Below are 21,432 nucleotides of genomic sequence, written 5' to 3' on the forward strand. Positions count from 1 at the left end.
CTTTGCACCTCTATACTAGACTTTTCTGTTTTATTCCTTTTTCATTCAATACGGCCTTGACATAGATAGCGCATTCGACACGCTTTCTTTCCATCTTGCAACCCAACTCATACGGCTCAAAGATGTTTCCGTTTGAATAGTAGGCATTTGCATGGCAACCGCCTCCGCAATAAAATTTCGCCCAACAATTTCTGCAAGCTTCCTTTTTATAAACATGTGCATTCTTGAAGTCCAGCGGCTTCTTCAAGTCTTCGTATGCATCGCTTAGAGTACCCATTTTCATCGATTTTTCCCCAACGAACTGATGGCATGGATAAAGCTCTCCGGTTGGGGTTACAGCCAAATATTCTATTCCTGCCCCGCATCCGGACAAGCGCTTGTATGCGCACGGACCCTGGTTCAAATCAATTTCGAAATGGTAGTAATTGATTGGACGCCCTTCCTCATAGCGTTTTATAATTTCGTCGGCCAAGGCCTCGTACTGCTCCATTATTATTGGAAGATGTTCCTCCCTCAGAACATACGGTTCGGTAGGTTTTGTAACTACCGGCTCAAGCGACAGACTGTCGAAACCGATGTCCGCCAGAAAGCGCACATCCTCAACAAAGTTCAAATTATATGATGTGAAAGTTCCCCTCGCAAAATACAAGCGGTCTTCGCGCATGGCAACAAATTTTTTATATTTTTCGTAGATATCGTCAAAGGACCCCTTACCGCTGGCATAATACCTGAGCCTGTCATGATTTTCCTTCTTGCCATCTATGCTAAGCACCACATTATCCATGTATTCATCGAGAAAAGCCATGACATCATCAGTCATTAGGACTCCGTTGGTAGTGAGTGTGTACCGAAAATGCTTGCCGGTCTCATCTTCCCTTTTTCTGCCGTAGAATACAAGTTCCTTCACTACATCGAAATTCATCAGTGGCTCTCCGCCGAAAAAGTCAACTTCGAGATTCTTTCTGTTTCCTGAATTCTCTATAAGGTAATCGAGTGCCTTTTTCCCCGTTTCCAAAGACATAAGACACCTCTCGCCATTAAAATCACCCTGTGCAGCAAAGCAATACTCACATCTCAAATTACAGTCATGGGCTACATGGAGGCACATTGCCTTTACAACCGGTTTTGCAGTAAGAAGCGGGTTCTCTCCCAGCATATCGTCTGCAAAAAGCTCTTTCCTTTTAATCAGAGATTCTATTTCGAGCCTTGCCTCGTCAACTGTTTCCATCCCATAAATGTCAATGCAACTTTCAAAGACCGCGTCTTCTACATCTATTCCATTTTCCGAATATGAGTCAAGCAAATCGAATACAGCCTCATCAACTATGTGAACCGCTCCGCTATTTATATCTAAAACAATATTCATTCCCCTGTGTCTATACTTGTGAATCATCGGCTTTCCTCCCACTAAATACGCAAAGAGAAAAAGCAGCTTTCAAGCTGCTTTTTGAATTACTTTGTGTTTTCACAAACTTGGTTACCAACTGTACATGAGGTTTTGCATGCGGACTGACAAGATGTTTGACATTCTCCGCAACCTTTGCTTTTAATTTCCTTCAATTTACCTCTGCTAAGGGTTTTTATGTGCTTCATTCTATTCATCCGTCCTTTCTTTAAATATACTACTCCTTAATACCGAAACAATTCTATTGCTCTTCAACTGTCCCTATCGCCCATTTGCTGAGCTGGAGCTTTAATTTATCAGCTCCGATTTCTATTGTAAGAATTTCGTCGCTGCTTTTAATAATTGTTCCGTTGATTCCGCCAATGGTGACTACCTTGTCGCCCACCTTCAAGTTTTCTCTCATCTTCTGTATTGCCTTGTTTTTCTTCTGTTGCGGTCTAATCATAAGAAAATACAAAATTCCAATAAATAGCAATGGAAACAGAAGCTGGATAGTAGATGAATTCATCGATATTTCCCCCTTATTTTTTTTTACTTAGCCCTATATATCTTTCCCTATCATATTATCATAACCATAGTTTCTAAAAAAGTCTTTTTTTAGCGTTTTGAATGTATCTTCATCTATAGCTTTACGTATCTTTTCCATCAAATTAAGCAGAAAATGCAAATTATGATAGGAAAAAAGCCTAGCAGACAAAATTTCATTCGATTTATACAGATGCCTCAGATACGCTTTTGAGTAATTACGGCAGGTATAGCAATCGCAATCCGGGTCTAGCGGCGAAAAATCTCTAGTGTATTGTGCCTGCTTGATTGAAATCCTCCCTCGGCTAGTCATTGCCGTTCCATTTCTAGCAAGACGCGTTGGCAATACACAGTCAAACATATCAACGCCCCTTTCCACCCCTTCGAATAGGCAGTCCGGAGATCCCACACCCATAAGATACCTAGGGTTTTCCTCAGGCAAAAGCGGAGTTGTATAATCGAGCATTTCATACATTATATCCTTTGACTCGCCTACGCTAAGCCCTCCAAGAGCATATCCCTTAAACCCTAGTTCCACAAGCTCCTCTGCGCTTTGCTTCCTGAGGTCCTTATACATCCCTCCCTGCACTATCCCGAAAAGCGTTTGGTTTTCAGTGTTCACATGGGCTTCCTTGCACCTTTTCGCCCACCGCGTAGTCCTTTCAAGGGAATTCTTCACATATTTGTATTCCGCAGGATAAGGAGGACACTCATCAAAAGCCATAATTATGTCCGACCCTAGGGCCGTCTGTATTTCTATCGCTTTTTCAGGGCTTATAAAATGCTTCGAGCCATCTATATGGGATCTGAACTCAACCCCTTCCTCGCTTATTTTACGCATTGGACCAAGACTGAAAACCTGGAATCCTCCGCTATCTGTCAAGATTGGCAAATCCCAATTCATGAATTTATGCAAGCCTCCAGCTTCCTTGATCAAATCATGCCCGGGTCTCATATAAAGATGGTAGGTGTTGCTAAGAATTATTTGGGCTTTTATTTCCTTCAGTTCCTCCGGCGTCATGCTCTTTACCGTAGCCTGTGTTCCTACCGGCATAAATATCGGTGTTTCTATTGATCCATGATTTGTTGTCATTCTACCTAGCCGTGCAGCATTTTCATTAGATTTTTTTAATACTTCAAATTTAAAAGACATAAAACCCTCCCCGTCAGTAAATAAACATTGCATCCCCAAAACTGAAGAAACGGTAGCCTTCCGATTTTGCGGTTTCATATGCTTCAAGTATCGTCTCCCTATCAACGAAAGCACTAACCAGCATTATAAGTGTTGATTCCGGAAGATGAAAGTTCGTGATTATCGCATCAATTACTTTGAATCGATAACCCGGATATATAAAGATATTGGTCCATCCACTTCCAGAACATACAAGCCCGCTTTCATTCCCTAGGGTTTCAACCACTCGGTTCGCTGTTGTTCCTACTGCTATTACGCGATTCCCATTCTTCTTGGCTCTGTTTATGCGATCCGCATTTTCCTCGTCAAGAACATAGTATTCAGAATGCATCTCATGATCCTCTATGAGCTCTTCCTTGACAGGTCTAAATGTTCCCAATCCAATATGGAGAGTCACATAGGCTATTTCAATGCCCTTGTCCATAATCTTTACAAGCAGATCCTCGGTAAAATGGAGTCCTGCCGTAGGCGAAGCCGCCGAGCCACTTTCCTTTGAATAAACCGTCTGGTATCTTTCCTGATCCTCTAGCTTTGCCATTATATAGGGAGGAAGCGGCATCCTTCCCAATTTTTCGAGTATCTCCTCGAATACACCCTCATAGGTGAATTCTATTATTCGAGTACCCCCTTCGGCAACATCAAGCACTTCAGCTCTAAGCTCTCCGTTCCCGAATTCGAAAACGCTTCCCGGTTTAGCCCTTCTTCCGGGTTTAACCAATGTCTGCCAACGGTTAATGTCGAGCCTTTTAAGAAGAAGAAACTCCACTTCCGCCCCTGTCGTCTTTTTTCCGAAAATTCGCGCGGGAATAACTCTTGTATTGTTTAGAACCAGACAGTCTCCAGAATTTAGATATTCAACAACATCCTTAAACCTGCCATGCTCTATTTCACCGGTTTTTCTGTCCAAAATCATCAGTTTCGATTCATCCCTCTTGCTTAGAGGCTCCTGGGCTATAAAAGATTCCGGCAACTCGTAATAAAAATCGCTTTTGTTCATTGTTTTATGCTCCTACTCTATAGTTGTATCCGTGTAATAAAATGACAGTATATCTCTGTAGCCATATCCTTCTTCGGCCATGGCCTTGGCACCCTCCTGGCTCATTCCCAGACCGTGGCCCCAACCTCTGCCTTCAATAACAAATCCTTTTGCCCCCGGATTCTCTTTTTCTCCGAATTCCCCCAGCACATGACAATTCTCAAAATCGGTCTTGCTGATTTTTCCGTTGCCACTCAAAACCGAAATCCCCTTGGCTGGAATCCTTTCGATTGATGTTCCTCTATTAATACAGTAAAGATCATTATCCTTCCTTATTTCGAACAATGTGCTTTTCAACTTGTCATAGCCGAAAACGGTTCTCATTGCATTTTTTAGCAATTTGACATCGGCTTTTTCCGATTCTATCAGCAACTCCAGAACATGGTTGTTTTCGCTTCTTCTTGCAATGGACATATCTATCGATTTACCAACATCGTATCCCGCAGATCTCATGATTTCATAAATCGAATCTTCGGAGTATTTTATTTCCCAGCTGTAATGGGGTCCTCCAGCCGAAAAATCGTCCCGAATTCCCTTCAGATAAGGAACCTCTGTAGACCATATGTTTTCACTATTTTCCGTAAATCCGCCACTGTTTGCATGATAAAATGCGCTTACAACATTGCCATTCCACATAAGCAACTGTCCCTCTGTCTCATCCACAGCCCGATTGCACACCGGCCCTTCATAGTCGTAACCGACATAAGCCTGGGAATTGTTGGTACCGCACAGATTGAAACCCAGGTACGAATATTTACTATAATTGGAAATCGCAAAATTTCGTGCCGCTATCGCCTGAGCCTTAAGTGCCTCCAGCGGCCATGAGTTTGACATTTCCCACGGCAAAACACCGTATAAGTATTCATTCATGTCAAGGTAGTTGATAACAGTCAAATCACTTCCGACATAGCGTTTTATCATTACCCCGCCCCTATATTGATGGCCGTTGTATGAAAACACGGAGTCTTCGTTTTTTTCGCCAAAGGGTTTTATCAAATATTCATTTCTCATGGAGTCATAAGCTAAAACCGTTCCGCCTTCGGACTCAACCAGAATCAACGAATCGTATTCGCTTACATTAAAATCAATTTTATCCGTTTCATTTGAAAAACTCTTTGCTTTTGATTCCGCCTCAGACTTGCTTGAATATGGTCCAGCACACATGCTCCATCCATCGTCGTATATTGAAAAAAATACTTCATCCATGTCTTCCAGCATTGCAATATCATCGGACAAACTTTGCAAATCCTCTGAAACAGATCCTGCCTTTACCAGAAACACGCTTTCGTCAAAATCCGACGCTTTTTCTATTCTCAATTTTTTGAAATCAATATATGGACAAAGGTTTTCATAGTTGTCGCCGTTTACAACTCCGAATTCGAATCCTTCACTCGATGCCACTGCAACGCTTTCAACAGATGGATTGTCGAATGTCAGTCCTATCCTTATGGTCTGCGGAACATTTTCAGCGCCATATGACAAATAAAACGAAAACATAAATGCCAACAAAGCCAGACCCGAACTTTTTATTGCTCTTTTCATTGCCACAGCCCCTTTAACTATATTCCTGAAAACAGATTAAGCAAAAGCTTCAATATAATACTGACAATTATACTCGAAACCAACGGAAAATAAAAGGCGATTACAAATGTTCTTCCTCCAAATCCCATATGGTTATCTCTTCTTCGCCATTGTTAACCATTCCAAGATGCTTGTATCCTCTCGAAGTGACCACCCTTCCCCTCGGTGTTCTGTTTATAAAACCAAGCTGCAAAAGATAAGGCTCATACACATCTTCTATTGTATTTTTTTCTTCTCCTGTGGATGCCGCCAGCGTATCAAGCCCTACCGGGCCACCATCAAATTTTTCTATGATTGTCATTAGAATCTTTCGGTCAACTCCATCCAATCCCAATGGATCAACCTCCAGAAGCTCCATGGCCTTTGCAACCGTATCTTCATTTATGGTTCCATCGCCCATGACCTGTGCGTAGTCTCTAACCCTCTTAAGCAGCCTGTTTACAATTCTGGGTGTTCCCCTGCTTCTTGCAGCAATTAGCGAAGCTGATTCGTCATCTATCGGCACCCCTAATATCTCAGATGATCGCAAAACTATCTTTTTGAGGTTTTTCACCTCATAAAGATCAAGTTTGCATATTACTCCAAAACGATCTCTGAGCGGCGAGGTCAGAAGGCCTGCCCTAGTCGTTGCCCCTATAAGCGTGAATCGTGGCAAATCCAAACGCACGGTTCTTGCGCTCGGTCCCTTGCCTATTATTATGTCAAGAGCGTAATCCTCCATCGAGGGATATAGTACTTCCTCGACGCTTCTGCTCAGCCTATGAATCTCATCTATAAACAAGACATCGTTTTCCTGTAGGTTTGTAAGAATCGCTGCAAGATCTCCGGGTCTTTCGATTGCCGGCCCCGAGGTTATACGAAGGCTAACACCCATCTCATTTGCAATAATAGATGCAAGTGTAGTCTTGCCCAATCCCGGAGGACCATAGAGCAACACATGGTCAAGCGACTCATCTCTCTGTTTTGCAGCATCTATAAATATTTTCAGTTTTTCTTTAAGCTTTTCCTGCCCTATATACTCATTCAAAGACTTGGGTCTTAGCGACTTCTCTATTTCCGTTTCATCCCTTTTTTTATCGGGGGTTATGACCCTATTGCTTGGATTGTTCTCAATCATTTCCGCCTCCTCATCTCTTTAGCAAGCTCTTGAGCGCTTCTTTTATTATTTGCTGCGCTTTCATTCCATCTTCGTAAACAAATTGTACAGATGCCGCAGCATCCGTTCTGCTGTATCCCAAAGCCATCAAAGCATCAACTGCATCCCTGTGTTCCCCTTTGAAAAGAGACATCCGATCTTGCCTTGACCTGTCCATGATTTCCATTTCTCCGAATTCCTTGATTACTTTTTCCTTCAAATCCAAAATAATCCGCTGAGCTGTTTTTTTGCCAACCCCCGAAACGCTTGTAAGCGAAACGCTGTCGGCCGATGCAATGCATCTTGCCACATCGTTGTAGTCTATCGTAGACAATACCGCCAATGCCAATTTCGAACCTATGCCGCTGACCTTATTTAGCATTCTAAACATTTTTAATTCGTTCTTTTCATAAAACCCGTAAAGGCTTATATTATCTTCCCTTACCACCATATCCGCATAAATCTTGATTTCCTCTCCGTCTTGTATATCTCCAATTGTATTCATGGAAGTGAATACCCTGTATCCTATTCCATTATTTTCCACAACTATGTAGTTTTCTCCCGTATCTTTTACAATTCCTTTTATATAATCAATCAAGTCCTGTCACCTCATCTTATTTTAAAATATTTTCCCATCACTCCCGAATGCGCATGGCATATGCCTACCGCTAAAGCGTCCGCAGCATCATCAGGTCTGGGTATTTCCTTAAGATTCAGTATCGTCTTCACCATTATCTGAACCTGCTTCTTTTCAGCTCTTCCATAACCAACAACCCCCTGCTTGACCTGAAGCGGAGTGTACTCAAAAATTTCAAGCCCTGCTTTTGCCGCCGCAACGACTGCCACGCCTCTAGCGTGCGCCACCATTAATGCCGTTGTTACATTCTTATTAAAAAACAACTCTTCTATTGCAACAGCATCAGGCTTGTATTTCTCGAAAAGATCATAAAGCTCATTGTATATTTTTTTCAACCGATTTGGCAGTTCCACATCCGAACTGGTCGTGACCGTACCGTATTCTATCACATCAAATTTATTCCCTTCATACGAAATCACTCCGTATCCCAAAATTGCGTATCCGGGATCTATTCCTATAATCAGCATGCCTTCATTCGCCTGCCTTCCATTTCTTTAAATTCGTTTGGCCCATATTAAAGGGATACAGCAAACACCGTATCCCGCATCATCAGCCAAAAAGTGATACCAAACCACCAAATGTAGACAAAACCATAACAATCGCAATTGCTATTGCAATTAACTTAGCTGTTCCCCTATTCATGACTTCACCCTCTCTTATTATTTAAATGATTCTTCATTTATACCATCATACTTTCTTCCATCATTAAAGTTCTTCAATTTTTTATTTATTATACCATAAAAAATTCAAAAAAACTATTTACACAGAACGTTTGTTCTATTATAATGAAATCAAAAGAACATTTGTTCGAGGTGATATTATGAAAAAGAGTTATCGTATTGCAAACCGAAAAAAATTCATATCTAGTACCGCTCTTTTGCTTTTCCTTTCTTTCTGTCTACTGTCAGTTCCTTTTAAACTTATTCAGGCAGACGGTATTCAGGAAAGACAATACATTGAGGTTGTCATAAAACCGGGCGACACACTATGGGAAATAGCCGAATCTCAAAATTTGAATCGCGACATCAGAGAAGCCATTTTCGAAATAAAAGAAACAAACCGTCTTTCAGGCAATATAATACAACCCGGGCAAAAAATACTTGTACCCGTTAAATTTACTAAATAAACAAATTCGGCAGACACCACTAAAGACGGAATCTGCCGAATTTGTTTATTGTTTTGTATTTTCTATTTTATGATTTCCATTCAGGTAATTATTCTTTAAGCTTTTCCTCTGCTTTATGGTAATTCTCCTCAAACTCAAACCTTAATTTTTTGATCTTATTTTCTTCATTCTTGAAAATCATAACATTTCTTCCCCGAACATTCTGCGTCTCCACATATCTGTAGCGGTCGTTATACAATTTCATTATGCTATCTAATCATATCCACAGGTGGGGCAACAATTGAGATTATAAAAAGATACATTGAGGAGCAAAATTCTCCTCAATAAAAACTAATCTTCCATTTCCCAGTTGTGATGAAGGTTCTGAACATCGTCATTATCTTCAAGCATATCTATCAGATTTTCCATTTTGGTTATGTCTTCGCTGTTTTCAAGCCTTGACATAGTTTGTGGAATATATCCTAATTCCGCCTTTACAAGCTTGTATCCATCCTTGAGAAGATAGTCCCTTACTCTAGCAAATTCTTCCATCGATGTTATGATTTCCGTAAATCCGTCCTCAACCTGTATGTCTTCTGCCCCGGCATCCAACGCCTCCATCATCAATGTTTCTTCATCAAGCTCATTGTCTTCCTCAGAAAGAACCAGTATCCCCTTCCTGTCGAACATGAAAGATACGCATCCGTTAGATCCCAAGTTTCCACCGTTCTTTGAGAATATATGCCTTACATCCGCCGCAGCACGGTTTTTATTGTCAGTCAAAATTTCAACCATTATGGCAACGCCGGAAGGACCATATCCCTCGTAAACGAATTCCTCAAACTGCTCTCCATCGGTCTCGCCTGAGCCTTTCTTGATTGCTCGTTCAATGTTGTCGTTCGGCATATTGTCAGCTTTAGCTTTTTCAACAGCACTCTTCAAAGACATGTTGTACTCTATTTCAGGACCGCCTTCTCTAGCAGCTACCATTATAGCTCTTGCATGTTTTGTAAAAATCTTTCCGCGCTTGGCATCCTGCTTGCCTTTTCTGTTGATTATTGTTCCTATTCTTCCCACTTTTCCACCTCATATCCTTATTTATAAACCCTATTAACAATTAAAATAACTTTCCCTATAGTACTACAATAAAAGCCTTTTCCCTAAACATCTTTCCTAAAATTCAGGCGCCTCCGGGGGCATTTTTCTTTTGTGCTCCGAACGCGAATGCATCGTTTCAATTATCTTTCTATCCTTGTCCGGTATGGATTTACCCTCTAGATAATCGTCGATCATGTCGTATGTTGTTCCCATTTCATCCTCGTCGGTCTGTCCGTCCCAAAGTCCAGCCGAAGGGGGTCTTACAAGTACTGATTCAGGCACGTCCAACATCACTCCCCATTTGTAGACATCCCTCTTGGAAAGCCTCGATATTGGAAGCAAGTCAACTCCTCCATCGCCATACTTTGTGAAGTATCCCGTGTGGGTTTCTGCAGCATTGTCTGTACCAACTACTAAATAATTCATTGCTCCCGCAACCGTATAGAGGGTGCTCATTCTAAGTCTTGCCCTCAGGTTTGCATCTGTAAGCTTCATGCGACTTTCATCTAATGGTTTAACCTCTCGCAGTTTTTTCATGGTGTTATTCAGTATAATCTCATGTGCAGAAGTCAATTCAACTTCTAAGGTTTCTATTCCACAAGCCTCAGCACATAGGATTGCATCCTCTCGGTCCTTGCCGCTGCTCTTGCATGGCAGTATAACTCCAAGTGAATCATTCGGGAAAGCACGCTTTATTAACCCTGCCACTACAGTGGAATCAATCCCGCCTGAAAGCCCTACCAAAAGTCCCTTCGTTCCGCTGGCCTTGACCATTTCCCTTAGCCAGTCCACCGTCATATCAATCTTCTGTTCTATCGTTTTTTCCATTTCTCCCTCCCAAAATACATCATTAAGAAATTATAGCATATATGCCCTTTGCCATCTACAGTATTGTGTTTGCCCTTCCATTCAATTCCGCCATCACACAACCCTCTGTTACAGCTTCAAAACCCATTTCCTCGGCTTTCTTTATTATCTCCTCGCCAGTGGTTCCCGGTTGAAACCATACATGAACTATGCCGGCTTTTTTGAACGAATCCAAAAGGCGTATGCCTATTTCAGGTTTAACAACCATATCAATGCATTCCGGAACGACAGGCAGATCTCCAACGCGGGGATATACCTTATCTCCATCTATAGTCTCGCATCCGGGATTTACCGGATACACTTCATACCCGAATCTTTTAAGTGTTTTGTAAATCTTGTATCCGAAATTCTTCTTGTGATGACTGGCTCCTACTACTGCCCATATCTTTTTCCCAAGCATTGCTTCCTTGCGTTCTTCTTGAGAGTTCATCTTTTCTCCTCCTTTCAATCCAACAGCTTACCGTCCTCTATAATATGAAAACCTGCATCAGACCTTTCCATTTCCGCTTTCCCGTTTGTAATATTGACGATGCTATTTGTGAATTCATCCTCATCCTCAGGCCGTGCATATATGAACATATGAACGCTATCGTCAAATTCGGTTTTATCAAGAATGTACTTGCTGTCATAAAGAAAATTTTTGACTTTTCCGTGCATCGAGTAATCTACCTTAACAACGACTTTTAACATAAGCGTCTTGCTGACTATCCCAGCCTCGTCTAAAGCCCTTTGAGCTACATGCGTGTACGCCCGCACAAGCCCACCTGTTCCAAGCTTGATTCCTCCAAAATACCTGGTCACTACAACCACAAGATTGGTCAAACCCTTGTTTTTTATCATCTCAAGAATGGGAATACCTGCAGTGCCGCTTGGCTCTCCGTCATCGCTGTATCTCTGCATCTCCTGCTCTTCACCCAAAACAAAAATAGGAACATTATGCCTTGCATCCTTGTGCCTCTTCTTTATTGCGTCTACAAATTCATTTGCCTCTTTTTCGGTTTCAACAGGCTTTACATAGGCGATAAATTTTGATTTTTTTATCTCATCTTCCCATGAAGCAGGGCCCCGCAAGGTTTGATATTCGTTTTTCATCATTCTTCCTCTTTCACAATCAAAAATTCCCTGTATCTGCCCACATCGAGTCGGCTCAATTCAACAAAAGCCTTTGTGCCGTTTTCTTCGTAAATAGTTTCCAAAACATTGTGTCTTTCCTTTAGTTCAGAATACACTCCTCCCTTATCAAAGGGAATAAGAAACCAAACCTTGACCATGCTTTGAAACAATTCGCCGTGGATTTTTTCCATCAGTCCATCGATTCCCAAACCTGTTTTCGCAGATATATTTAAGGTTTCTTCTATGCCGCGAATCAGCGCAGTTCCGTCCTCAACTAAGTCCATCTTATTGTACACAACAATTTCCGGAATTTTTTCCGACACTCCAAGTTCCTTCAATACACGATTGGTGGTATCCTTTTGCATAAGATAATCGGGATTCGAAGCATCAACGACATTGACTAGCAAATCAGCATCTAGAACCTCCTCCAGCGTTGATTTGAAAGCCTCGACAAGCATATGTGGCAAATCGCTTACAAACCCCACCGTATCTGTCAATACAAATACCTTTCCTTTTTCCATCTCCATTCGTCTGGTTGATGTGTCAAGCGTGGCAAAAAGCATGTCTTCCTCGTAAACCTTGGTACCTAAAATCTCTTCATCCAAACTTCTTTCGATAAAATAATTCATTAAGGATGACTTGCCTGCATTTGTATAGCCAACAAAAGCCACCATCGGAATTTCATTTTCAGTACGTTTCTTCTTCTGAACCTGCCGCACCTGGTCGATTTTTCTGATTTGTCTCCTTATTTCTGCAACCCTATTCATTATGTGGCGTCGGTCTGTCTCTAGCTTTTGTTCTCCTGGTCCTCTTGTTCCTATTCCCGCACCCGTTCTAGATAAGGAATTACCCATTCCTCTTAGTCTGGGCAAGCGATACTTTAGCTGAGCCAACTCCACTTGAAGCTTTGCCTGCCTTGTAGTAGCTCTTAGCGCAAAAATATCAAGTATGAGTATGGTTCTGTCTATGACAGTCTTTCCAATGACCTCCTCGAGATTCCTTACTTGCGAGCCTGTAAGTTCGTTGTTGAAAATAATTATGTCCACTTCCAGGCCTTCGGCAAAGCTTCGGATTTCATCAACCTTTCCCTTCCCTATGAAAAAAGCAGGGTCCGGTTTTTCTCTCTTCTGCGTGACCCTATCTATAACTACTGCTCCTGCCGCCTCGCAAAGTCCCTGCAGTTCATTCATTGATTCATTTATGGGCAATTCTGTCATCCTCATTCCATCAATGCCCACCAACATCGCTTTTTGCTTATTTCCATCTTTATTATTTATCAATATTATCGCCCCTATTTTTTGTGTATATTACAATTCTTTCATTATTGCTAATCGAGTTACATCTTTATGTTATAATATTATAGCATTTAAATACAATCATAATTGCTGAAACAAACTCGTGGAGGGATAAAATGGATTATAATAAACCAAAACCCAAAAAAAAGAAAAAAGGATTTAAAAACGCACTTAAGGTTATTCTAATTGTAGTAATAATTGTCGGATTTTTGGCAGCAGGCGCAACAGCAGGCCTAGTTGCATCAAGCCTCAAGAACATCAAAAAAATTGATACGTCCAATATAAATCAGATACTTGACGAAAACTCTTTCATCTTGGATCAGAACGGACTCGTCATTGAAAAAATACAAAGCGACGGTCTTCGCACAATAGTCGATTACGACGACATAGACGAGGATCTTAAAAACGCATTCCTTGCAACCGAAGACAGAACCTTCTTCCAGCATCACGGATTCAACTATAAAAGACTCGTGGGTGCAGTTTTACAGGGTGTCACAAGTGGTGGACGCATAAAAGGAACAAGCACAATAACCCAGCAATTGGCAAGAAACCTATATCTTTCAGAAATAAAAAGCGATCGTACATATTCACGGAAAATCCAAGAAGCCTACTACACAGTTCAGCTAGAAAAAGACCTCAAGAAAGAGCAGATATTCGAGGCCTATTTAAACACTATTTACCTCGGAAGCGGAGCGTATGGCGTCAACGCTGCTTCTCAAACCTATTTCAGCAAGAATGCTGATGACTTAACAATCCCCGAATCAGCGCTCATAGCGGGAATCACCTCGTCTCCTACAAACCATTCCCCTATAAAAGTTTTAAAAAAGGAAGATGTAAACGAAGACGACTATATAATCGATTCAAACGATGAAATTTACACCACAGTATTCAACCCAGACAGCATAGACAGGTATCACAGTGTATTGGGATTCATGAAGCTCGAGGGCTATATAACAGAAGCGGAGTACCAAGATGGCATGACAGTCGACTTGAAAACCATCCTTAATCCAAGTAAAAACAAGAATTCTGAAATTTCCTCGTACTTTTCTGACCTCTTAAAGGAAGATGTAATAGCAGCCCTTGAGGAAACACTTAATATCACTCGGGAAAGGGCCCAGGAAATACTATACACACAAGGCCTTAAAATATACTCGACCCTCGATTTAGAAATGCAAAAAACGCTTGAGGACGTCTATGCAGATTCCGAAAACTTTCCGAAGCTTCAATATAGCAAGGATAGGCAGGGAAACATACTTGTACACCAGACTATTGTTCTATACCAATATGACAATATTATAGATAAAAGCGGCGACTTGATAATACCTGAATCAGACTATAAATATGATGAAAATGGCAATCTCGTTCTTCTAAAAAACAAGCGTATAAATTTCATATCGCTATATGAAAACGGAAGCGTAGTCGGAATACAGGTAATAGTAAGTGACACTTATAAGGCCGACACCTCTAAAGAACAATATCTTCCCAGCAAGGATGAATATCTGATTCCCGAAATATTCATCTACAAGGGTCAAAAGGTGCTTCTCCCGTCCGAAAGCAAGAGCTACGATGAAGATAAAAACCTTGTGGTTGCCAAAAGCTTCCTTGACAGCAATCCATCCTTCTTCAATAAAGATGATTCAAACAACCTAGCAATCGACAAGGAAAATTTTTCAATCAGTTCAAAAGGTGTTGTTCAGCCACAGTCGGCTTCGGTTATAATAGACTATTCGACTGGATCGATTAAGGCTCTGATGGGAGGACGCAATATAAGCGGACAAAAGATATTCAACAGAGCGATAAATCCGCGTCAACCCGGTTCTTCAATAAAACCCCTGTCAGTTTACGCCCCGGCCATAGAAATGGGCATGACTCCCGCAACGATAATAGACGATGTACCACACTACGGAGCGGATGGATCACTTTGGCCCAAAAACTGGTACGCTGATAAATACTGGGGCCTTTCAACTATACGCGAAGCTATAGTCTGGTCTCAAAATGTCGTTGCCGTAAAAACGGAAGAACAAGTTGGGCTTTCCAATTCAGTCGATTATCTTAAAAAAATGGGCATATCTACAATCAGAGAATCTGGAAACTACAACGACATGAACCTCTCAGCCCTTGCACTTGGAGGCATGACAGAAGGCATTTCTCCTCTTGAAATGGCTGCTGCATATGGTTCTCTTGGAAACGATGGAGTATATATAAAACCCAGAACTTTTACTAAAATCACTGACAATAGCGGCAACATCATATACGAAAACAATCCCTGGAAGGAGTTTGTAGTTAATGAAAAAACAGCCTTCCTTATAACCGACATGCTTCGCGAAGCAGTAACAGCGGGCACGGGCGCCCGTGCCAAGTTCGAATCCAGCAACTCAAAAATACCGGTAGCAGGCAAAACCGGAACAACATCAGACAATTACGATGCATGGTTCGTAGGTTATACTCCATATTACTCAGCAAGCGTATGGATTGGAAACGACCTACAAATAGAGCTCGATAGCGGAAGCAAATCAAGCGCCATTCTATGGCAATCATTCATGAACACCATCCATGAAAATTACGCTGATATCTCCTTCGAAAAACCCAATGGAATAGTAACCGTAGCGGTAGATACGAAATCAGGCAAACTTCCAACGGAGCTTTCATACCTCGATCCCAGAAACACTGTGAGAAACGAATACTTTGCTGAGGGTACACAGCCTACCGAATATGACGACTTGCATGTACAGTTGACTGTATGTGCCGATAGCGGTCTAATCCCTACAGGATACTGTCCCATAACTTCATTGGAAAACAGGGTTTTTGTAAAAAGGAATCCCCCAAATGAATTTGCCACGGTTCCAAGAGACTGGATTTATGAAATACCGCAGAAATACTGCAACATACACGGATACGGTTATCTGTATCAATACAACAAAGATAATCTTCCTGAAGGAACCATACAGCTGCCAGACGGCACCATACAGCTTCCCGGAAACATATTGCTTATGGATGACGGGTCATTCATGCTTCCAAACGGTCAAATCATTCCACCACAGCAGAATGTCAACGACTACATCGAAAGCAATCCCGACCTTGTGAATTCACCGGATCCTATGACAGGAGAGCTGCCACCACCAACTAGTTTCACGCCTCCAGAGCCACCTGTTGAAATTCAGCCTGAAGTCGAATCCGATACACTAAACATCGATGAGGATGAAACCAAAAAAAATAAAAAATCCGAATAGACAAGTTGCAAAAAGGATGCCGATAAATATCGGCATCCTTTAGTAATATATTAATTCTTTTTTTTACCAACGCTCTCGCTTCGGTCTCGTCAAGCTGGTTATTATCATATTTACGAAGGTCAGCACAATGGATGCGAATACAGCCGTCATGAAGCTGTCTACCCCGAATCCTGCCACAAAAAAATCCACAACCTTCAGCAGAAATCCGTTAAGTATGAATGTGAAGATTCCCAATGTCATTATGTTGATAGGAAGCGTCAAAACAATCAGAACCGGCCTTACTAGCATGTTAAGCATGCCAAGCACCAATGCCGCTACCATAGCCGCAAAAAAGCCCCTTATGTAAACTCCTTCAAACAACCATGCAATCACATATATTGAGATTGCATTTCCAAGCCATCTGTTAATAAATTTATTCAATGATAGCCCTCCCTTATTAATACAAGGTAATTTCCCTCGTTGTTTTTCCTAAAATAGCGCTTTCTATTAGTATATTCGCATCAAGATTCTTTTCAGATGCCAACATCCTAGATAGTTTTGGCTTCGTCAAAGGTTTCTTGGGAAGGAACACTGAACAACAGTCCTCAAATGGCAGTATTGATGTTTCAAATGTTCCTATCCTCTGTGCGATCTCCATGATATCAACCTTGTCCAAAGCAATCAGCGGCCGAATTACCGGCAAATCCACAGATTGGTTCGTTACTGAAATACCTTCAATAGTTTGGCTCGCCACCTGCCCCAGGCTTTCACCCGTAACCAATGCCTGGCAATGCCTCTCATCCGCAATCTTTTCTGCAATCCTCATCATAAAACGCCTTGAAAGTATAGTCATCTCCTCTTCCTTGCATTTCTCGTTTATAGCCTTCTGAATGGGTAAAAGATTCACGCTATGCACAACCATTCGGTTCACATACCTGCATAAATGCTTCGCAAGATCCATAACCTTTTCCTCTGCCCTTTCGCTCGTAAACGGATAGCTGTGAAAATGCACCGCCTCTATCTCGAGACCCCTTTTGGCCGTCATCCAACCTGCTACCGGGCTGTCGATGCCGCCAGACAAAAGAAGCATTGCCCGTCCGCCCGTCTTGTAAGGAAGGCCTCCCAATGCATATATGCGCTTAGTAAACACAAGATTATAAGAGCGAATCTCTATGAAAACCATCATGTCCGGATGATGCACATCAACCTCGATGCCATCTATATTCTCAAATATCAATCCGCCAAGTTCTCTGCAAACCTCCGGTGATTTCATTGGAAACTGCTTGTTTACCCTCTTCGTTTCAACCTTGAAGCTTTTTATAGGAATTTCGCTTATATGTTGCCTCGCCGCTATAAGTACGACTTTTTTTATTGTTTCCATGTCCCCTTCAAACTTAAAGGCCGGTATGATTGAATAAATTCCGAACACTTCCTTAAGCTTGCCAATGATCGCTTCCTCGTCTCCCTGCTCATATTCCTCAATATAAAGGCGCCCCTGGTCTCTTAAAACAACCGCCTTTTCGAAATCTCTTATATTTAGTTTAATGTTCTTTACAAGCTGACTTATGAATATTGACTTGTTCCGGCCTTTCAAACTGACCTCTCCATAATTGATTGCAAGTATATTTTCCATCGTTTTCCCTTCCTTATCTTTTTATGATTTTTCTTATCTCTTCAACGTTTTTCTTAAGGCTATCTATTAGTATTTCAATTTCAGATGGGTCATTTTCCCATGTAAAACTGAACCTTAGCGCCCCACCAATGTATTCTTTTGGAATTTTTAAGGCCTCCAGCACATGACTATTCCCTTTCTTTTTAGAAGAGCATGCCGAACCTGATGAAACATATATACCATCCTGCTCCAAATAATGAAGCAAAACCTCGGCTCTAATGTCCTTAAAGCATATATTTACTATATTGGGAGAGTACTCTTCTCCCTCCGATAGAATCATAAAATCGGTCATTTCTCTTTTCAAAGCACTTATAAGTAAGGCCTTATAACCAGCCATACACTGTTTGTTTCGTTCCCTCAATTCCATCATATCAAATACAGCAGTTCCGAGACCTGCAATTGCGGGTACATTCTCCGTACCGCTTCTCAGTCCTCCCTCTTGTCCTCCTCCGTAAAACAAAGGATTTATCCGAATTCCCTTACGTATATAAAGAAAGCCAATTCCCTTCGGTCCATGAAACTTGTGTCCACTACCCGAAAGAAGATCTATCCTCATCTTTTTAACATCGATGTCTATTTTGCCCAAGGCCTGAACAGCATCCACATGAAAAGCAGTTTTGGGGTTAGATTTCTTAATTATTCTGCCGATAGTCTCTATTGGCTGCATGGATCCTATCTCATTGTTTATTGCCATCACACTTACCAGAGCTGTATTGCCATCCACATTTTCTTTTAATTCTTTTATGGATACGAAACCCTCTTTATTTACAGGTAATAAGACCGTTTTGCAGCCTCCTTCAAGAAACTCGAACAGATTCAACACAGACGAATGCTCTATACATGTTGTTACTATCTTTCTGCCAAGATGGGGATTTCTCTCAATAAAACCTCGTATGCCCATATTGTTTGATTCTGTCCCCCCTGATGTGAATACTATTTCAGATGGCTCGGCATTTATTGATTTAGCAACGGCAGCTCTTGCCTCTCGCAAAACTTTCTCGGCATCCATACCTTTTCTATGCAGTGATGAAGGATTGCCATACATTGTGTCCATAGCTTTATTCATAGCTTCAATCGCATTTTTTGAAGTTTTTGTAGTAGCACTGTTATCTAGATATATTCCCATCATTTCCTCCTTTAAGTTCTAATAAATTATACACCATCACGCCTCTGATTAAAATATATGAATTTTATGTCAATTCAACTTGCAAATTTTGTCGAATTTTGTTACAATTTATTTGAAGCTATCCCCCTGATAACTTCAAATTATATTATTTTTATTCCCAATACCCTTTTTAAGATTTTGAAGGCCTTGCCTTTTGCGAAGCCTTCGCTTTTTTTTTGGGGTTTTTTAGTTTATTATATTCTTATGACATAAATTTTTGCGAGGAACAACCTATGATACACATTAAAAAAATCCTTTCACTTCCTTTTCCAATAATACATCCGGCCATCGAAGCGTCAGTCAAGAAGAATGGATTAATTTTCGACATAGAGACAACCGGATTAAATCCCCATAAAAACCAGGTAATTCTTATAGGATTTGCACGATTTGACAAAAAAGGACGATTTGTCTTGAATCAATTATTTCTTGACAACCCCTCCGAAGAGGCTGAAATGCTTTCAATCTTTCACCGTATTGCAGCCTCAAGCGGATTCTTTGTTACCTATAACGGCAATAGTTTCGATTTACCGTTCATTAACACTCGAATGAAAAAACATTCGCAAAAACAAAAATTAGATTCCTTCTATAATGTAGACTTAATGCGTGTACTCCAAACAAAGTATTTCAATTTGCCCATACCTGACTACAAACTCAAAACTGTCGAAAAATACATGGGGATTTCTAGAACTGACCGCATAAGCGGCAAAGAAAGCGTAGAACTTTACGAACGCTATCTTTCAACCAAGGATCCTTTCATACAATCAAAGATTCTTCTGCATAATTCAGACGATATAATAAATCTATTCAAATTGCTTAAAGTTTTTGAACTTACAGATAATCCCGAGATATTTTTCGATTTAAGCAATGAAGTAAATATTGCCAACATCACCTTCCGTTTTCAAAGATTCAAAATATCCGGCGATTTTATCCTTTTAAGCGGCATATGCCTTGAAGCCCAAGCCCTAGACTATGCCTACAATGATGCGCTCTTTTCATTTGAACTGAATTCCAAAGATGGGCTTTTCAATTTACGCATTCCGGTTTTACACAAAAACATCAATAGCACAGCCTATTCGCTGATTGACAGCAACTCCATTGCTTTTACAAGTGAATTAATTAATTCCTTCATTTTTGACAATCCTCACCATATGGTGATTTCAACCAACGGAATAATTGACAAGAACAATATCTTAAACTTAAGCAGTATTATTCTTAAAAAAATTTTAGCACCATAAAAAAAGCTGATTCATAAGAATCAGCTTTTTTTATGGTGCCCAGAGGCGGAATCGAACCACCGACACGGGGATTTTCAGTCCCCTGCTCTACCGACTGAGCTATCTGGGCAAAATGGTGGGCCTTCAGGGACTCGAACCCCGGACCTGCCGGTTATGAGCCGGATGCTCTAACCAACTGAGCTAAAGGCCCCAATGGTGGGCTTAAGTGGACTCGAACCACCGACCTCACGCTTATCAGGCGTGCGCTCTAACCTGCTGAGCTATAAGCCCTCAATGGTGGTCGGGATGACAGGATTCGAACCTGCGGCCCTTTGGTCCCAAACCAAATGCGCTACCAAGCTGCGCTACATCCCGACGAAAAAACTATTCAAATATGGTACTAATGGCAGGGGTAGCAGGATTTGAACCCACGACGCATGGTTTTGGAGACCATCGCTCTACCAACTGAGCTATACCCCTAAAAATCAATGGCGGAGAAGGTGGGGTTCGAACCCACGCACCGGTCACCCGGCCTAACGATTTAGCAAACCGTCCTCTTGAGCCACTTGAGTACTTCTCCTAGTTGCTTGCTTATATTCTAATGTATTACTGGCGGAGAGGGTGGGATTCGAACCCACGTGGGCTCGCACCCTAACGGTTTTCAAGACCGCCCCGTTATGACCACTTCGGTACCTCTCCTCGTTTGGTGACCCATCCGCGACTCGAACGCGGGACACCCTGATTAAAAGTCAGATGCTCTGCCAACTGAGCTAATGGGCCGTGATGGCTGGGGATACTGGACTCGAACCAGTGAATGCAGGAGTCAAAGTCCTGTGCCTTACCGACTTGGCGAATCCCCATCGTATGGCGTGCCCACAAGGATTCGAACCCCGGACACACGGTTTAGAAGGCCGTTGCTCTATCCTACCGAGCTATGAGCACAACTTTTTAAAATTAATCTGGAGCGGGTGAAGGGGATCGAACCCTCGCAACCGGCTTGGAAGGCCGGGGCTCTACCACTGAGCTACACCCGCATATTGGAGCGAAAGACGGGATTTGAACCCGCGACCCTCGCCTTGGCAAGGCGATGCTCTACCACTGAGCCACTTTCGCATGGCATTTGGTGGAGGGAGAAGGATTTGAACCTTCGTAGGCTGCGCCGACGGATTTACAGTCCGTTCCC

General features: G+C 41.7%; 22 protein-coding genes and 12 tRNA genes. 3 read left to right on the forward strand and 31 right to left on the reverse strand.

The window, feature by feature from the left end; translation table 11 throughout:
* Window positions 1–10 precede the first annotated feature (10 nt).
* Genes scfB through ruvC form a run of 10 tightly spaced genes read right to left on the reverse strand, consistent with a single transcriptional unit; the run spans window position 11 to window position 7,978 of the window.
* The gene (scfB, locus tag JJE29_03180; GenBank protein MBK5251632.1) at window positions 11–1,393 is read right to left on the reverse strand and encodes a thioether cross-link-forming SCIFF peptide maturase; all 1,383 of its coding nucleotides are present in this window, start codon (window positions 1,391–1,393) and stop codon (window positions 11–13) included.
* Between the two features lie 59 nt (window positions 1,394–1,452).
* Entirely contained in the window at window positions 1,453–1,593 is a 141-nt protein-coding gene (gene scfA / locus JJE29_03185) for a six-cysteine ranthipeptide SCIFF (GenBank protein ID MBK5251633.1), read from the reverse strand.
* Between the two features lie 53 nt (window positions 1,594–1,646).
* Window positions 1,647–1,913: a preprotein translocase subunit YajC gene (gene yajC / locus JJE29_03190; GenBank protein ID MBK5251634.1), complete on the reverse strand. Its 267-nt coding sequence runs from the start codon at window positions 1,911–1,913 to the stop codon at window positions 1,647–1,649.
* A gap of 33 nt (window positions 1,914–1,946) precedes the next feature.
* Window positions 1,947–3,083, reverse strand: coding sequence for a tRNA guanosine(34) transglycosylase Tgt (gene tgt, locus JJE29_03195; GenBank protein ID MBK5251635.1), 1,137 nt, complete (start codon window positions 3,081–3,083; stop codon window positions 1,947–1,949).
* A gap of 13 nt (window positions 3,084–3,096) precedes the next feature.
* On the reverse strand, window positions 3,097–4,119 hold the full coding sequence (gene queA, locus JJE29_03200; protein MBK5251636.1) for a tRNA preQ1(34) S-adenosylmethionine ribosyltransferase-isomerase QueA: 1,023 nt from the start codon (window positions 4,117–4,119) through the stop codon (window positions 3,097–3,099).
* Window positions 4,120–4,131: 12 nt separating this feature from the next.
* Window positions 4,132–5,700 carry a SpoIID/LytB domain-containing protein gene (locus JJE29_03205; protein ID MBK5251637.1) on the reverse strand — a complete coding sequence of 523 codons (1,569 nt, stop codon included), beginning with the start codon at window positions 5,698–5,700 and terminating at the stop codon, window positions 4,132–4,134.
* 17 nt (window positions 5,701–5,717) lie between these two features.
* Window positions 5,718–5,828, reverse strand: a complete 111-nt coding sequence (locus JJE29_03210) for a DUF2905 family protein (GenBank protein MBK5251638.1) — start codon at window positions 5,826–5,828, stop codon at window positions 5,718–5,720.
* Window positions 5,801–6,856, reverse strand: a complete 1,056-nt coding sequence (gene ruvB / locus JJE29_03215; protein ID MBK5251639.1) for a Holliday junction branch migration DNA helicase RuvB — start codon at window positions 6,854–6,856, stop codon at window positions 5,801–5,803. Before ruvB ends, JJE29_03210 begins: the two co-directional genes overlap by 28 nt.
* A 10-nt stretch (window positions 6,857–6,866) precedes the next feature.
* Complete coding sequence (gene ruvA, locus JJE29_03220; GenBank protein MBK5251640.1) at window positions 6,867–7,472, reverse strand: Holliday junction branch migration protein RuvA; 606 nt, start codon at window positions 7,470–7,472, stop codon at window positions 6,867–6,869.
* A gap of 11 nt (window positions 7,473–7,483) precedes the next feature.
* Window positions 7,484–7,978 carry a crossover junction endodeoxyribonuclease RuvC gene (ruvC, locus tag JJE29_03225; protein MBK5251641.1) on the reverse strand — a complete coding sequence of 165 codons (495 nt, stop codon included), beginning with the start codon at window positions 7,976–7,978 and terminating at the stop codon, window positions 7,484–7,486.
* 353 nt (window positions 7,979–8,331) lie between these two features.
* Here ruvC and JJE29_03230 point away from each other — a divergent pair, with 353 nt between their 5' ends.
* Entirely contained in the window at window positions 8,332–8,637 is a 306-nt protein-coding gene (locus JJE29_03230; GenBank protein ID MBK5251642.1) for a LysM peptidoglycan-binding domain-containing protein, read from the forward strand.
* Window positions 8,638–8,725: 88 nt separating this feature from the next.
* Here the strand turns inward: JJE29_03230 and JJE29_03235 are convergent, their stop codons facing one another.
* The 6 genes from JJE29_03235 to hflX all read right to left on the reverse strand — a co-directional run bounded on the left by JJE29_03235 (window position 8,726) and on the right by hflX (window position 12,938).
* Complete coding sequence (locus tag JJE29_03235; protein ID MBK5251643.1) at window positions 8,726–8,881, reverse strand: hypothetical protein; 156 nt, start codon at window positions 8,879–8,881, stop codon at window positions 8,726–8,728.
* An 86-nt stretch (window positions 8,882–8,967) separates the two neighbouring features.
* Window positions 8,968–9,693: a YebC/PmpR family DNA-binding transcriptional regulator gene (locus tag JJE29_03240; GenBank protein MBK5251644.1), complete on the reverse strand. Its 726-nt coding sequence runs from the start codon at window positions 9,691–9,693 to the stop codon at window positions 8,968–8,970.
* Window positions 9,694–9,789: 96 nt separating this feature from the next.
* Window positions 9,790–10,542 carry an NAD(+) synthase gene (nadE, locus tag JJE29_03245; protein ID MBK5251645.1) on the reverse strand — a complete coding sequence of 251 codons (753 nt, stop codon included), beginning with the start codon at window positions 10,540–10,542 and terminating at the stop codon, window positions 9,790–9,792.
* Window positions 10,543–10,597: 55 nt separating this feature from the next.
* The gene (locus tag JJE29_03250) at window positions 10,598–11,011 is read right to left on the reverse strand and encodes a CoA-binding protein (protein ID MBK5251646.1); all 414 of its coding nucleotides are present in this window, start codon (window positions 11,009–11,011) and stop codon (window positions 10,598–10,600) included.
* Window positions 11,012–11,025: 14 nt separating this feature from the next.
* A complete protein-coding gene (locus JJE29_03255) occupies window positions 11,026–11,673 on the reverse strand; it encodes a YigZ family protein (GenBank protein ID MBK5251647.1) in 648 nt (215 codons plus the stop codon).
* Complete coding sequence (gene hflX, locus JJE29_03260; protein ID MBK5251648.1) at window positions 11,673–12,938, reverse strand: GTPase HflX; 1,266 nt, start codon at window positions 12,936–12,938, stop codon at window positions 11,673–11,675. Before hflX ends, JJE29_03255 begins: the two co-directional genes overlap by 1 nt.
* A 167-nt stretch (window positions 12,939–13,105) precedes the next feature.
* On the opposite strand from hflX, the gene JJE29_03265 reads away from it, so the two are divergent.
* Entirely contained in the window at window positions 13,106–16,219 is a 3,114-nt protein-coding gene (locus tag JJE29_03265; GenBank protein MBK5251649.1) for a PBP1A family penicillin-binding protein, read from the forward strand.
* Window positions 16,220–16,282: 63 nt separating this feature from the next.
* On the opposite strand, the gene JJE29_03270 is transcribed toward JJE29_03265, so the two are convergent.
* Genes JJE29_03270 through JJE29_03280 form a run of 3 tightly spaced genes read right to left on the reverse strand, consistent with a single transcriptional unit; the run spans window position 16,283 to window position 18,996 of the window.
* Window positions 16,283–16,639 (reverse strand): phage holin family protein, encoded by a 357-nt coding sequence (locus JJE29_03270; GenBank protein MBK5251650.1) that lies wholly within the window; start codon window positions 16,637–16,639, stop codon window positions 16,283–16,285.
* Window positions 16,640–16,655: 16 nt separating this feature from the next.
* Window positions 16,656–17,831 carry a tRNA 4-thiouridine(8) synthase ThiI gene (gene thiI, locus JJE29_03275; protein MBK5251651.1) on the reverse strand — a complete coding sequence of 392 codons (1,176 nt, stop codon included), beginning with the start codon at window positions 17,829–17,831 and terminating at the stop codon, window positions 16,656–16,658.
* A gap of 13 nt (window positions 17,832–17,844) precedes the next feature.
* Window positions 17,845–18,996: a cysteine desulfurase gene (locus tag JJE29_03280; protein ID MBK5251652.1), complete on the reverse strand. Its 1,152-nt coding sequence runs from the start codon at window positions 18,994–18,996 to the stop codon at window positions 17,845–17,847.
* A 272-nt stretch (window positions 18,997–19,268) separates the two neighbouring features.
* On the opposite strand from JJE29_03280, the gene JJE29_03285 reads away from it, so the two are divergent.
* Window positions 19,269–20,270: a ribonuclease H-like domain-containing protein gene (locus tag JJE29_03285; protein MBK5251653.1), complete on the forward strand. Its 1,002-nt coding sequence runs from the start codon at window positions 19,269–19,271 to the stop codon at window positions 20,268–20,270.
* Window positions 20,271–20,303: 33 nt separating this feature from the next.
* Here the strand turns inward: JJE29_03285 and JJE29_03290 are convergent.
* The 12 genes from JJE29_03290 to JJE29_03345 all read right to left on the reverse strand — a co-directional run bounded on the left by JJE29_03290 (window position 20,304) and on the right by JJE29_03345 (window position 21,362).
* Window positions 20,304–20,379: transfer RNA gene (locus JJE29_03290), tRNA-Phe, on the reverse strand.
* Window positions 20,380–20,383: 4 nt separating this feature from the next.
* A tRNA-Ile gene (locus JJE29_03295) sits at window positions 20,384–20,460 on the reverse strand.
* A gap of 3 nt (window positions 20,461–20,463) precedes the next feature.
* Window positions 20,464–20,540: transfer RNA gene (locus JJE29_03300), tRNA-Ile, on the reverse strand.
* Window positions 20,541–20,547: 7 nt separating this feature from the next.
* A tRNA-Pro gene (locus JJE29_03305) sits at window positions 20,548–20,624 on the reverse strand.
* Between the two features lie 29 nt (window positions 20,625–20,653).
* Window positions 20,654–20,729, reverse strand: a tRNA-Trp gene (locus JJE29_03310).
* Window positions 20,730–20,738: 9 nt separating this feature from the next.
* Window positions 20,739–20,829, reverse strand: a tRNA-Ser gene (locus JJE29_03315).
* 30 nt (window positions 20,830–20,859) lie between these two features.
* Window positions 20,860–20,948: transfer RNA gene (locus JJE29_03320), tRNA-Ser, on the reverse strand.
* Between the two features lie 5 nt (window positions 20,949–20,953).
* Window positions 20,954–21,029 (reverse strand) — tRNA-Lys (locus JJE29_03325).
* Between the two features lie 4 nt (window positions 21,030–21,033).
* Window positions 21,034–21,109: transfer RNA gene (locus JJE29_03330), tRNA-Gln, on the reverse strand.
* Between the two features lie 5 nt (window positions 21,110–21,114).
* A tRNA-Arg gene (locus JJE29_03335) sits at window positions 21,115–21,191 on the reverse strand.
* A gap of 18 nt (window positions 21,192–21,209) precedes the next feature.
* Window positions 21,210–21,283 (reverse strand) — tRNA-Gly (locus JJE29_03340).
* 4 nt (window positions 21,284–21,287) lie between these two features.
* Window positions 21,288–21,362, reverse strand: a tRNA-Gly gene (locus tag JJE29_03345).
* Window positions 21,363–21,432 lie beyond the last annotated feature (70 nt).

The organism is Peptostreptococcaceae bacterium, assembly GCA_016649995.1.
Taxonomy (GTDB): Bacteria; Bacillota; Clostridia; order Peptostreptococcales; family BM714; genus BM714.